This is a genomic window from Brevundimonas sp. GW456-12-10-14-LB3, from assembly GCF_059424365.1.
Genome location: NZ_JBWKZJ010000054.1, coordinates 1 through 13294, shown reverse-complemented (window position 1 = coordinate 13294; position 13294 = coordinate 1). Strand labels below are relative to the sequence as shown.

Here is a 13294-nt window from a genome sequence, read left to right as displayed (position 1 = left end):
GGGCAAACCGGCCCCCGCCCTGACCGGCCGGGCCCCCGGCGAACGCCCCCTGGCCTCGCCCGCCGTGCGCAACCGCGCGCGCGACCTGGGCGTCGATCTGACCTTCGTGCCCGGCTCCGGCCCGGCCGGACGGATCACCCACGAGGATCTGGACGGCTTCATCGCCCGCGGCGGCCAGGTTCCGACGTCCGCCGCTCCGGCCGGCGGCTCGCCCTTCGCCCGCGCCGAAGGGACCACCGAGGTCAAGATCATCGGCCTGCGCCGCAAGATCGCGGAGAAGATGGCCGAGAGCGTGCGCCGCATTCCGCACATCACCTATGTCGAGGAAATCGACATGACGGCGCTGGAGGAGCTGCGGGCCCATCTGAACGCGACCAAGGCGAAGGATCAGCCCAAGCTGAACCTGCTGCCCTTCATCGCCCGCGCCATAGTGGTGGCCCTGCGCGATCAGCCCCAGATCAACGCCACCTATGACGACGACGCCGGCGTCCTGACCCAACACGCCCCGGTCCATCTGGGCATCGCCGCACAGACCCCGAATGGCCTGATGGTGCCGGTGGTCCGTCATGCCGAGGCGCGCGACCCCTACGATACGGCGCTGGAAATCGCCCGCGTCTCGGGCGCGGCCAAGGACGGTTCGGCCAAGCGTGAAGAGCTGTCGGGTTCGACCATCACCATCACCTCGCTGGGCACGCTGGGCGGGGTGGTCCACACGCCGATCATCAACCACCCCGAGGTCGCCATCGTTGGTCCGAACAAGATCGCCGAACGGGTCGTGGTCAAGGACGGCCAGATGGTCGTGCGCAAGATGATGAACCTGTCGTCCAGCTTCGATCACCGCATTGTCGATGGGCATGATGCGGCGGTGTTCGTGCAGCGGATCAAGGGGCTTCTGGAGAACCCGGCGACGCTGTGGATGGGTTGATGCCCATTTTCTAAGCGGGAAAGCGAGGTCCGCCCGCGCCTATGGCTATCACCTCGAAATTGGCGCCATGGCTCTTGATGATCCTTTCTCCTCGCCGAGAGAGGATCATCGGGATTGGAAGGGTAATGTGATGCGGCAATTCAAAGTCAAAGCGCTGACCTTCGGCGCCAGCCTGCTAGCAGCCGTCGGCGTCGTCGCCTCGTCCGCGAACGCCTGCATACCTGAGCCGCCGCCGGCTTGGTCGTCTTTGCTAAGGACCGATGGTCCTGCGCTGTTTATCGGGCGCGTAACGACGGTGGAGCGTTTGCCGGAACCCAGCCGGACGCCGACCATCGAGGTTATTCAGTCCAAGGCGACCATCGCCAGACTGGAAACGCTTCAAGGCGCTCCGCAAGAGACATACACCCTGACCGCTGCGGAAACCGCCCGTCCGCTGGGCGGCTATCAAGGCATGATTTGCGTCGATTTCCAGCGCGTCAAACCCGGCGACATCGTACTGGCCATGGAGACCGGAACCGGCGCGGTTCGCGTCTTCGAGCCCCAGCAAGTTCCTCCACAATTCAGCTCCCGCCTTGAGGCCTATCGTTGACCCAGACCCTGAAAACCAAAGTCCTGATCATCGGCGCGGGCACGGGCGGCTATGTCGCCGGCATCCGGTGCGGCCAGCTGGGGCTGGATACCGTGTTGGTGGACGGCGGCGATGGGCTGGGCGGCACCTGCCTGAACGTCGGCTGCATTCCGTCCAAGGCCATCATCCATGCGGCAGGCAAGTTCGAGACGGTGACCAAGGCGGCCGGCGGCGGGACGCTGGGCATAACGGCGGCGGCGCCGGCCATCGACCTGTCGCAGACGGTCGAATGGAAGGACGGCATCGTCCGTAAGCTGAACGCAGGGGTCGCGGCCCTGCTGAAGAAGGCCAAGGTCAAGGTCATCAAGGGCTGGGCCGAGTTCGCCGACGCCAAGACCTGCGTGGTGAAAACCGACGCAGGCGACATCCGCATCACCGCCGAACACGTCATCCTGGCGACGGGGTCCGAGCCGGTCGAACTGCCTTTCCTGCCTTTCGGCGGCGACGTCATTTCTTCGACCGAGGCGCTGAGCTTGTCGGAGGTCCCCAAGAAGCTGGTCGTCGTGGGCGGCGGCTACATCGGGCTGGAACTGGGCATCGCCTATCGCAAGCTCGGCGCCGAGGTGGCCATCGTCGAAATGGCCGACCGGATCCTGCCCCTGTATGACAAGGCCCTGACCGATCCGGTCGCCAAATGGCTGGAGAAGCACGGGGTCGAGCTTCATCTGGGCGCGCGGGCCGGCGGCTTCGGCGACGGAAAACTGTCGATCACGACCAAGGACGGCGAGCCGCTGCAGCTGGAGGCCGACAAGGTGCTGGTCACGGTCGGCCGTCGTCCGCGCACCCAGGGCTGGGGTCTGGAGAACATGGGCGTGGCCATGGCCGGTCCGTTCGTGAAGATCGATGACCGCTGCGCCACCAGCATGAAGAATGTCTGGGCTGTCGGCGACCTGACGGGCGAACCGATGCTGGCGCACAAGGGTTCGGCCCAGGGCGAGGTGGTCGCCGAGATCATCGCCGGCCACGACCGGGTGTTCGATCCCACGACGATCGCCGCCGTCTGTTTCACCGAGCCGGAGATTGTTTCGGCGGGTCTGGGTCCCAGCGATGTCGAGGGCCGCGACGATGTGATCACCGCCGTCTTCCCCTTCGCCGCCATCGGCCGGGCCCTGGCCATCGAGGCCGGCGAGGACGGCGGCTTCGTGCGCGTGATCGCCTCCAAGGCCGACCACCGGCTGCTGGGGATCCAGGCCGTGGGCCAGCATGTGTCGGAACTGTCCAACAGCTTCGCCCAGATGCTGGAGATGGGGGCGGTGCTGGAAGACGTGGCCGGGACCATCCACGTCCACCCGACCCTGGGCGAAGCCTTCCACGAGGCGTCCCTGCGGGCCCTGGGCCACGCGATCCATATCTGACCTCGGCCTGGAGCGGTCCTACAGCCGCTCCAGCCGCCTGGCGTGGTTCGCCACCATCTTCAGGGCCAGACCGTCGGGCAGGACGCGCGCCAGGCCCGCCATGACATTGTTCATGACGCCGGGCGTCACGCTGGCCCGGTTCGCCTCGCAGGCGTCGTAGCCGATCTGCGCCACGCGGCCGGCGTCCATCCACATCCAGGCCGGATAGGCGCGCGACACCTGATCGCGAGACCCATTGACGTCGTGGAACTCGGTCAGGGTGTAGCCGGGGTTCAGCACCGTCACATGGACCCCCGTCCCCAGGGTCTCCAGATGCAGGCCCTGGGAGGCCTTGATCAGGAAGCTCTTGATCGGACCATACAGGGTGTCGCCGCCCGTCGCCGGCATCTGGCCCGCCAGCGAGGCGACGTTCAGCACCCGGCCGAAGCCCCGCCCGACCATGCCGGGCAGGACCAGGTGCGACAGCTCCACCGGCGCGGTCAGCATGACCTGGATCATGGCCCGGTGGGCGGCGAGGTCGGTGTCGAGGAAGCCTGTGACCCGGCTGAAGCCCGCATTGTTGACGAGGCCGTCAACCGTCAGGCCCCGTGCCGCGACGGCGGCGATCAATCGTTGCGGGGCCGTCGGATCGGACAGATCCTCGGGGATCACGGTCGCGGTCACACCGTAGGCGGCGGTCAGTTCATCGGCCAGGGCCTGCAGCGGCCCCTCGCGTCGCGCGGTCAGGATCAGGTTCCAGCCCTTGGCCGCATAGGTCCGGGCCAGGGCGGCGCCGATGCCAGCCGAGGCGCCGGTGATCAGGACCGTTCGGCTCATCGGGGCGTCAAGCCGCGACAGGGCAGGATTTGTGCGGCGTAAAGGCCGCCAGGGACGCAGGATTTTCCGCCAGCAGATCGGCGATGGTGATCTTGGACAGGGCCTCGGTCGCGGCCTCGTCGGCGGCGGTCAGGGCCTTGGCCACCTGGCGAGGAATATGTTCGCTGATCGGGCAGCCCTTGGCGCCGGACGGCGGCGAGCCGATGTGGGCGCAACCGTTGACGGCCTTCAACACCTCGTCCAGCCGGATGTCCTGCGGCTGGCGCAGCAGCCAGGAGCCGCCGGTCGCGCCGGGGCGGGTGGCGATCAGACCGGCCTTGGCCAGCAGGGCCGTCACCCGGCGCACCACAACAGGATTGGTCGGTATGGAGGAGGCCAGAACGCCGCTGGGCGCCGCGCGGTCAGGCGAAAACGCTCCCTTGTGGGCCATATAGGCCAGGGCGTGGGCGGCGACGGGGAAGCGCTGGCTGTCTGACATGATCGTGTTCCTGAAGGGAAAATAGGCGTTCGCGCGCCGAATCACAAATCTCCGCCCGTCTGGAGAAACCGAATCCCGCGCGCCGCGATTGAAGCGGACGCGGAATGAGCCTAAAGGCTCGCCGCTTTGAAGGGCTCGACCTGTCGTCGACGACCCGGAGGATACGCATGGCCGGGGACACTCCCCACGACGCGGGCGCTCTCCCCGCCGCGTCGAACACGCCGAACAAGTCCACCCACGCCACGGGACCCGAGTCCCAAGCTCCAGCAGGCCAGATCGCCAAACACGGCGGCTTCTGGGCCCTGACGGTCGGCGCGATCGGCGTGGTGTTCGGCGACATCGGCACCAGCCCGCTCTACGCCCTGCGCGAGGCGATCGATCACGCCCGCTCGGGCGTCGGCGGCGACCTGGCCGTGGTCGGCGTGGTCTCCCTGGCCTTCTGGGCCCTGATGGTGGTGGTGACGTTCAAGTACGTCTTCTTCCTGATGCGGGCCGACAACAAGGGCGAAGGCGGCACCCTGTCCCTGATGGCCCTGGCCCAGCACGCGGTCGGACGGCGCAGCGCCTGGATCTTCATCCTGGGCGTCTGCGGCGCGGCCCTCTTCTATGGCGACGGCATCATCACCCCGGCCATTTCGGTGCTGTCGGCCGTCGAGGGCCTTCAGGACGCGCCGGGCCTGGCCGGACGTCTGGATCCCTTCATCGTGCCGATCTCCGCCGGGATTCTGGTGGCCCTGTTCATGGCTCAGTCGGGCGGCACCGCCAGCCTGGCCAAATATTTCGGCCCGATCACCGCCGTCTGGTTCCTCAGCCTCGGTGGCCTGGGTCTTTATCACATCTTCGACGACGTCAGCATTCTGCGGGCCCTGTCGCCCCACTACGGCGTCATGCTGCTGATCAATGACGGCTTCCTGGGCTTCGTCATCCTGGGCAGCGTCTTCCTGGCCGTGACCGGCGCCGAGGCCCTGTATGCGGACATGGGCCATTTCGGAAAGGCGCCGATCCGCATGGGCTGGCTGGCCTTCGTCCTGCCCTGCCTGACCCTGAACTATCTGGGCCAGGGCGCCCTGATCCTGGACAATCCCGGCGCATCTGAGAATCCCTTCTGGAACATGGTGCCGGAGATGGCCTATTGGCCGATGCTGATCCTGGCCACCGCCGCCACCGTCATCGCCTCCCAGGCCGTGATCACCGGCGCCTTCTCGGTCACCCAGCAGGCGGTGCAGCTGGGCCTGCTGCCCCGGATCGACATTCGCAACACCTCCGAAACCCAGGCGGGCCAGATCTTCGTGCCGGCGGTCAACACCTTCCTGATGATCGGGGTCCTGCTGCTGCTGGTGGTCTTCCAGAGCTCGCACAATCTGACCGCCGCCTATGGTGTGGCGGTCACCGGGACCATGCTGGTCAACACCCTGATGAGCTATTCGGTGATCACCAAGGGCTGGAAGTGGCCGATGTGGGCGGTCGCCGGAACCCTGATCCCCTTCGCCTTCATCGACGGCGTCTTCCTGACCTCCAACCTGCTGAAGATCCCCGACGGCGCCTGGATGCCGCTGGTGCTGGGGGCCTGTCTGGTGCTGATCATGTGGACCTGGGTGCGCGGCACCCAGATCCTGACGACCAAGACCCGCAAGGACAGCCTGCCTCTGACCGACCTGATCGAAATGCTCCAGGCCCGGCCGCCGCACCGTGCGCCCGGCACGGCCATCTTCCTGACCAGCGATCCCGACGTGGCGCCGGTGGCCCTGATGCACAATCTCAAGCACAACAAGGTCCTGCACGAGAAGAACGTCATCCTGACCGTGCGCACCTCCGAACGGCCGCGCGTCAAGGAGGCGGATCGGGTGCGGATGGAGCCGATCAATGACGACTTCAAACGGCTGACCATCACCTACGGCTTCATGGAGACGCCGAACGTGCCGCGCGCCCTGGGTCTGTGCCGCAAACAGGGACTGAAGTTCGACATCATGTCGACCAGCTTCTTCCTGGGCCGCCGGTCGCTTATCCCGTCGGCGCGCCAGGGCATGCCCCTGTGGCAGGACCGGCTGTTCATCTTCCTGATGCGCAACGCCGCCAATCCGACCGACTTCTTCCACATCCCGCCCGGCCGCGTGGTCGAGCTGGGCGCCCAGGTGGCGGTTTGAGGCCGGGCGCCCGGCCGGGCCAGAACTCCGAGGCGCGGGGCCGCCGGATGGCGACCAAGGGCAGGCCGCGTCCTGCTTCTGCCTCGGAAGCCTCGTCTGAAACCCCGCACCAGGACGATATCGGGGTGGAGGCCCGCCTCGTCGCCGGCCTGTTGCTGAACGCGGCGCTGGAGCGACGCAACGGACTGGACGAAGCCCTGTCCCAGCCGGCCGCCCGCGCCCTGGCGCCGGTCGATCACGGCTTCGCCCGCGCCGTGGCCATGGCGGCGCTCCGTCGCCTGGGCGAGATCGACCAGATTCTGGATCGCCGCCTGCAGAAGTCTCCGCCCGAGGCCGTCCGCACCTTGATGCGCATCGCCCTGGCCCAGACCCTGGTGCTGGAGACCCCGGCCTTCGCCGCCGTCTCCACGGCCGTGAAACTGGCCGAGCGCGATCCCAAGACACGGCCGTACAAGAACCTGGTCAACGCCGTGCTGCGCGGCGTGGGCCGCGACGGCGCCGGCCTGACCACGGCCGAGAGCAATCTGCCCGACTGGATCGCCGCCCGCTGGCGGGCGACCTATGGCGAGGCGGCCCTGACCGGCCTGGCCTTGGCCGCGCGCGAGGAGCCGCCGACCGATCTCAGCCTAAAGCCCGGCGTCGATCCCGCCGCCGTCGCCGAGGCGGTGGAGGGCGAGGTTCTGGACGGGGGTACGGTCCGCACCGGCCGTCGCGGCGATGTCGCCGCCTGGCCCGGCTTCGAGACCGGCGATTGGTGGGTTCAGGACGCCGCCGCCGCCGTCCCCGGCCGCCTGCTGGACGTCAAGCCCGGCGAGACCGCCCTGGATATGTGCGCCGCCCCCGGCGGCAAGACCCTGCAACTGGCCGCCGCCGGCGCTTCGGTGGTCGCCCTGGACCGGTCGGCCCCGCGCCTGAAACGTCTGACCCAGAACCTGGAGCGCACCGGCCTCGCCGCCGAGGTGGTCGCCGTCCCGGCCGAGGACTGGGAGGACGACCGCACATTCGACGCCGTGCTGCTGGACGCCCCCTGCACGGCCACCGGCACCTTCCGCCGCAATCCGGAAGTCCTGCGCGCCACCAAGCCGGCCGAGGTCGCCAAACTGGCCGACGTCCAGCACCGGCTGCTCGACGCCGCCGCCGAACGGGTCAAGGCGGGCGGCCGTCTGGTCTATTGCACCTGTTCGCTGGAGCGCGAGGAGGGCGAGACCCAGGTGATCGCCTTCCTGCGCCGCAACCCCGGTTTCCGCACGGTTCCGGCCGACCCCGCCGCCGTCGGCGCCCCGGCCGAGGCCCTGACGCCGGAAGGCTGGCTGCGCATTCTGCCGTCCCAATGGGCCGAACGCGGCGGCCTGGACGGCTTCTTCGCCGCACGGCTGGAGCGGATTTCCTGACGGTCGGCGGCTTGCCCCCGTGGGCAAGCCGTCCTATCCGAGGGGCCATGGCCGCACCCCTGATCTGCCCATCCATCCTCGCCAGCGATTTCGCGCGCCTGGGTGAAGAAGTCCGCGCTCTGGAAGCCGCCGGCGCCGACTGGATCCACATCGATGTGATGGACGGCCATTTCGTGCCCAACATCACCCTGGGCCCGGACATCGTGAAGGCCATCCGACCGCACACCCGTCTGCCGTTCGACGTCCATCTGATGGTCGCGCCGGTCGATCCGTGGCTGGAAGCGTTCCGCGAGGCGGGCGCAGACGTCCTGACCGTCCACCCTGAGAGCGGAGCGCACCTGCACCGCACCCTGGGCCGCATCCGCCAGCTGGGCGCCAAGGCGGGCGTCGTGTTCAATCCCGCCACCCCGCTGTCGATCCTGGAAGAGGTGGTCGATCTGGTGGATCTGGTTCTGATCATGTCGGTCAATCCCGGCTTCGGCGGCCAGAAGTTCATCGACAGTTCGCTGAAGAAGATCGAGACGGCGCGCGCCATTCTGGATCGGGCCGGGTCGGCGGCTCATCTTCAGGTGGACGGCGGCGTGACCTCGGCCAATGCGGGTTCTTGCGTCGCCGCTGGGGCTGACGCCCTGGTCGCGGGCTCCTTCGTCTTCAAGGGCGATTATGCGGCCAATATCGCGGCCCTGAAGTCCGCTCCGAACCCTTGGACCGCCGGGTGAGCCCCTTGGGTCCCTTCGCTCCGCGGCGCGAGGCCGAGACGCCGGACGTCGCCTCGGGCCAGATTCCGGGCCTTCCGGGCGCGCCGGTCCGCACGCCCGTCCGGGCGGGGCAGGCGGCGACCAGCGCCGGTCTTTGGCCCGCCATCGCCGGGCGTCTGATCACCCGTCAACTGTGGATCGAGCTTTACGGCCTTCCCGGCTATGGTCTGACCCTGAGCCCCGTGCTGGCCGGGGGCAAGGTCACGGCCTTCGCCGCGACGCCGCGGGATTTCCGGCCGCACGATCCCGCCCCGGGCAAGAACCTGCTGGTCGGGCGCTTCATCCTGGCCGGCGCCTCCATGGAGGTGGAGCCGCCGTCCGATCCATGGAACCGGCCCAGTCCGTCGCGGCCCTTCGCCGTCGAACTGCACGCCTTCAACTGGCTGCCGGCCCTGATGGCCCAGGGCGAGCGCGGCGCGCGCGAGGCCCTGCGCCTGACCCTGGCCTGGGCGGACGCCTTCGCCCGCTGGTCGCCCTTCGCCTGGGGCCCGGAGATTCTGCCGCGCCGGGTGATCAACCTGGCCTGCGCCGCCCGCCGCATGGGGGCGGTGGCGACCGAGGCGGAACGGCTGAGGCTGGCCGACAGTCTGGCGCGTCAGACGCGCCAGCTGTTGCGTCCGCCGGGCGGCCTGGCCACGCGGGCCGAGCGTCTGACCGCCGCCGCCATCGGGGGCTGCGTCCTGGCCGGAGCGCCGGGTCAGGGGCTGAGACGCCGCGCGCTGGGCGGTCTGGCGGGGGCGCTGCGCGTCACGGTTCACGACGACGGTTCGCATGCGTCGCGCAGCCCGGAGGCGGGGCTGGAGCTGCTCTTGGACCTCCTGACCCTCGATGACGCCCTGGCCCAGCTGTCTGAACCGACGCCGCAGCCGGTGTCGGAGGCGATCGACCGCCTGACCCAGGGCTTGCGCCTTCTGACCCTGCCCGACGGGCGGCTGGCCGGTTTTCAAGGCGGCGGCCCCTCGTCGGCCGCCCGTGTGGCCGCCGCCCGCGCCCATGACGAGGCCGCGACGGCGAGCCGTGCGGCCGATCCCACCCATCCGCCGGTCGGCCGGATCGGCGGACTGGTGCGGATCGCCAGCCCCCTGTTGTCCATCGTCGCTGACGCCGCCTCGCCCGCGCGCGGCGCCTGGGGCGCGACGGCCTGCGCCCAGCCCCTGGCGCTGGAGATCGCCTGCGGCAAGGACCGTCTGGTCACCGGCTCCGGCTGGACCCCCGCCGCCACCGATCGTCAGGCCCTGCGCCTGACCCCCGGCCATTCGACCCTGACCCTGGGCGAGCGGTCGCTGAACGAACCCTTGGGCGGCTGGAAGGGAGAGCTTCTGGGACCGCGCCTGGTCGGGCCGCCGATCCATGTGACCACCGACCAGAGGGAAGCCGAGGGCGCGGTCTGGCTGGAGATGGAGCATGACGGCTGGAACGAAGCCTTCGGCCTGAACCACCAGCGGCGCCTGTATCTGGACCAGAGGCTGGACGAGTTGCGAGCGGAGGAGAAGCTGTTCCCGACGCCCGGCCGCAAGGAGGTGATCCGCCAGATCGCGGCCCCCTACGCCATCCGCTTCCATCTGGAGCCGGGGGTTCAGGCCTCGCTGGCGCGCGACCGGCGCTCGATCCTGCTGCGCGGCGCCTCGGGCCGGGGCTGGTGGTTCCGGACCGACGGGCCCGACGTGGCCATCGAACCCAGCGTCCATATCGACGCCGGCCTGACCCGCCGCAGCTTGCAGATCGTGGTGCGCGGCTCGGCCCGCACCGACAGCGAGAGCCGGATCCGCTGGAAGCTGAGCCCGGCGGGCGCGAGCGGCGATCCGAGCTGATCCTCGTCAGAAACCGTCCGTGGGGTGACGAGGCGGCCGTTTGGCGCTAGAGGGCGCCCCATCCTCCCCCAAGCCTTCACGGACGCCGCCATGCCCGCCGCTCCCGACTTCCCCCCCGCCCCTGACCGGGTCAAGCCGCAACGCGCCCTGATCTCCCTGTCCGACAAGGCCGGGCTGGAGGACGTCGCCCGCACCTTGAACGACCTGGGCGTCGAACTGGTCTCGACCGGGGGCACCAAGGCGGCGATCGCCAAACTGGGCCTGCCGGTCAAGGATGTGGCCGATCTGACCGGCTTCCCCGAGATGATGGACGGCCGGGTCAAGACCCTGCACCCCGTGGTCCACGGCGGCCTCCTGGGCGTGCGCGACGCCGCCGACCATGCCCAGTCCATGATCGACCACGGCATCGGCGCCATCGATATCGTCTGGATCGACCTGTACCCGTTTGAATCAACCGTTGCGGCGGGCGGTTCGTTCGAGGCGGCGGTCGAGAATATCGACATCGGCGGCCCGGCCATGATCCGTTCGGGCTCCAAGAACCACGGCTATGTCGCCGTCGCCGTCGACGGCGAGAGCATCGGCCTGATTCTGGAGGCGCTGAAGGCCGAGGGTTCGACCGATCTGGCCCTGAGGAAGCGCCTGGCCGCCCGCGCCTTCGCCCGCACCGCCGCCTATGACGCCGCCGTCTCCGCCTGGTTCGCAAGCCAGATCGAGGACGCCGCCCCGGCCCGCAAGTCCGTCGCCGGATCGCTGGCCCAGACCCTGCGCTATGGCGAAAACCCGCACCAGACCGGCGCCTTCTACCGCACCGGCGAGCGCCGTCCGGGCGTGGCCTATGCGACCCAGGTCCAGGGCAAGGAGCTGGGCTACAACAATATCGCCGACGCCGACGCCGCCTATGAGCTGGTCGCCGAGTTCGAGGCCCCGGCCTGCGTCATCGTCAAACACGCCAACCCCTGCGGCGTGGCTGTGGGCAAGGATCTGTCCGAAGCCTATGCCCGCGCCCTGGAATGCGACGCCGTCTCGGCCTTCGGCGGCGTGATCGCCGTCAACCGGCCGCTGAACGGCGACGACGCCCGCGCCATCACCGGAATCTTCACCGAGGTGGTCATCGCCCCCGGCGCCGACGACGAGGCCAAGGCCGTCTTCGCCGCCAAGAAGAACCTGCGCCTTTTGATCACCGACGGCCTGCCGGATCCGCACGGGCCGGGCGAGGTGTTCCGTTCGGTCGCGGGCGGTTTCCTGGTGCAGAGCCGCGACCGGTCGCTGATCAAGCCGTCGGACCTGAAGATCGTGACGAAGCGCCAGCCGACCCCGACCGAGATCCAGGACATGCTGTTCGCCTTCACCGTGGCCAAACACGTCAAGTCCAACGCCATCGTCTACGCCAAGGACGGCCAGACGGCCGGCATCGGCGCCGGCCAGATGAACCGCCGCGACAGCGCCCGCATCGCCGCCATCCGCGCCAAGGAGGCCGGCGAGGCGAAGGGCCTGGCTCATTCGCTGGCCGAGGGGTCGGCCTGCGCCTCGGAAGCCTTCTTCCCCTTCGCCGACGGCCTCTTGGAAGCCGTTGCGGCCGGGGCCACGGCGGTGATCCAGCCCGGCGGCTCGATCCGCGACGACGAGGTCATCGCCGCCGCCGACGAGAAGGGCATCGCCATGGCCTTCACGGGCGTGCGGGTCTTCCGGCACTGACCTCTTGGGGAAGAAGGGCGCTATCGCTCGCGACGCGGTCGCTCGCTGCTTGAGCGGGATTTTGTCCACTACCGCTCGCGACGCGGTCGCGCGCTGCTTGAGCGGCCTGCTTTCCGTCGTTGACGTCCTCGCGTTCGTGACTGGACGCTGAAACGAGGGCGTGATGGTCTGGCGGCTCCCCCGTTTCTGGAGCCGTCCCATGACCACCCTGATCCGTCCCGAAGGCCAGACCGCCGATGATCTGAAGCTCAGCCGCAGGGCAGTGGGGGCGCTTGGGGGGCTGTTCTTTTCCGGCTATGCGGTCGCCGCCCTGGCCAGGGAGGCCAAGCCGATCACCACCGACGCCGCCGGATTGGAGAGGGCGGAGGTCGCCTATCCGGCGCCGGACGGGTTTCAACTGCCGGCCTATGTGGCGCGTCCGGCCGGAGACGGCCCCTTCCCCGTCGTGATCGTCGTGTCCGAAATCTTCGGGGTCCACGACTATATCAAGGACGTCTGCCGCCGCCTGGCCAAACAGGGCTACGCCGCCATCGCCCCGGCCTTCTTCGTCCGGGTCGAGGATCCGGCGCCCCTGTCCGACATGGGCCGGATCATGCAGATCGTGGGCGCGGCGAACTATGAACAGGTGATGGGCGACCTGTCGGCCACCCTGGAATGGGCCAGCCAGCAGCTGTGGGCGCGCGACGGCAAGGTCGGGATCACCGGCTTCTGCTGGGGCGGCAAGGTGGTGTGGCAGGCGGCGGCGCGCTTCGCCGCCATCGGCGCGGGCGTGGCCTGGTACGGCCGTCTGGCGCCGGCGGCGGACGCGACCCCGGCCCAGGTCTCGTCCGGCCAGCCCTGGCCGGTCGATCTGGCCGACGACCTGAAGGCGCCGGTGCTCGGCCTCTACGGCGGTCAGGACCAAGGCATTCCCCTGGCCAGCGTCGAGCGGATGCGCCAGGCCCTGGCCCGCGCCGGTCAGACCCAGAGCCGGATCGACGTCTATCCCGACGCCCCGCACGGCTTCCACGCCGACTACCGCGCCAGCTACGCCGAGGCGGACGCCAAGGACGGTTGGGCCAAACTGCTGGCGGTTTTCGATAAAGCGTTAAAGAATTAGGCGGTTACTGGGTGAAGGCGCGGCGACCGACCGCGCGGCTCGGGAGGAACGACGTGGTCGGAAAACAGTTGAAGCGGGCGATTCTGCTGAGCGCCGGTCTTCTGGCCCTGCCGCTGGCGGCCTGCGGCGGGGGCGGCGGAGGAGGCGGTTCCGGTTCGGTGACGCCGGTGATTCCTCCCCCGCCTCCACCGCCC

General features: G+C 69.3%; 11 protein-coding genes. 9 read left to right on the top strand and 2 right to left on the bottom strand.

What is annotated here, in order from left to right; all coding sequences use genetic code 11:
- The 3 genes from AC07XS_RS15085 to lpdA all read left to right on the top strand — a co-directional run.
- Positions 1–925 (top strand): dihydrolipoamide acetyltransferase family protein (locus tag AC07XS_RS15085; protein WP_182715079.1); only part of this gene is annotated, 925 nt, incomplete at its 5' end.
- Positions 926–992: 67 nt separating this feature from the next.
- On the top strand, positions 993–1514 hold the full coding sequence (locus AC07XS_RS15080; RefSeq protein WP_182715080.1) for a hypothetical protein: 522 nt from the start codon (positions 993–995) through the stop codon (positions 1512–1514).
- Positions 1511–2908 carry a dihydrolipoyl dehydrogenase gene (gene lpdA / locus AC07XS_RS15075; RefSeq protein ID WP_182715081.1) on the top strand — a complete coding sequence of 466 codons (1398 nt, stop codon included), beginning with the start codon at positions 1511–1513 and terminating at the stop codon, positions 2906–2908. Before AC07XS_RS15080 ends, lpdA begins: the two co-directional genes overlap by 4 nt.
- Positions 2909–2926: 18 nt before the next feature.
- Here the strand turns inward: lpdA and AC07XS_RS15070 are convergent, their stop codons facing one another.
- Both AC07XS_RS15070 and AC07XS_RS15065 read right to left on the bottom strand, forming a co-directional pair.
- Complete coding sequence (locus tag AC07XS_RS15070) at positions 2927–3724, bottom strand: SDR family NAD(P)-dependent oxidoreductase (protein ID WP_182715082.1); 798 nt, start codon at positions 3722–3724, stop codon at positions 2927–2929.
- A gap of 7 nt (positions 3725–3731) precedes the next feature.
- Entirely contained in the window at positions 3732–4202 is a 471-nt protein-coding gene (locus AC07XS_RS15065) for an Rrf2 family transcriptional regulator (RefSeq protein ID WP_182715083.1), read from the bottom strand.
- Positions 4203–4369: 167 nt separating this feature from the next.
- Here AC07XS_RS15065 and AC07XS_RS15060 point away from each other — a divergent pair, with 167 nt between their 5' ends.
- From AC07XS_RS15060 to AC07XS_RS15035, 6 genes are all read left to right on the top strand, one after another.
- A complete protein-coding gene (locus tag AC07XS_RS15060) occupies positions 4370–6346 on the top strand; it encodes a potassium transporter Kup (RefSeq protein ID WP_182715084.1) in 1977 nt (658 codons plus the stop codon).
- Positions 6347–6393: 47 nt separating this feature from the next.
- Positions 6394–7737, top strand: coding sequence for an RsmB/NOP family class I SAM-dependent RNA methyltransferase (locus AC07XS_RS15055; RefSeq protein WP_182715088.1), 1344 nt, complete (start codon positions 6394–6396; stop codon positions 7735–7737).
- 47 nt (positions 7738–7784) lie between these two features.
- On the top strand, positions 7785–8456 hold the full coding sequence (rpe, locus tag AC07XS_RS15050) for a ribulose-phosphate 3-epimerase (protein WP_054764454.1): 672 nt from the start codon (positions 7785–7787) through the stop codon (positions 8454–8456).
- Positions 8453–10306, top strand: coding sequence for a heparinase II/III domain-containing protein (locus tag AC07XS_RS15045; RefSeq protein WP_182715085.1), 1854 nt, complete (start codon positions 8453–8455; stop codon positions 10304–10306). The genes rpe and AC07XS_RS15045 overlap by 4 nt, the downstream gene beginning before the upstream one ends.
- A 90-nt stretch (positions 10307–10396) precedes the next feature.
- On the top strand, positions 10397–12001 hold the full coding sequence (gene purH, locus AC07XS_RS15040; RefSeq protein WP_182715086.1) for a bifunctional phosphoribosylaminoimidazolecarboxamide formyltransferase/IMP cyclohydrolase: 1605 nt from the start codon (positions 10397–10399) through the stop codon (positions 11999–12001).
- Positions 12002–12200: 199 nt separating this feature from the next.
- Entirely contained in the window at positions 12201–13100 is a 900-nt protein-coding gene (locus tag AC07XS_RS15035; RefSeq protein ID WP_182715087.1) for a dienelactone hydrolase family protein, read from the top strand.
- Positions 13101–13294 lie beyond the last annotated feature (194 nt).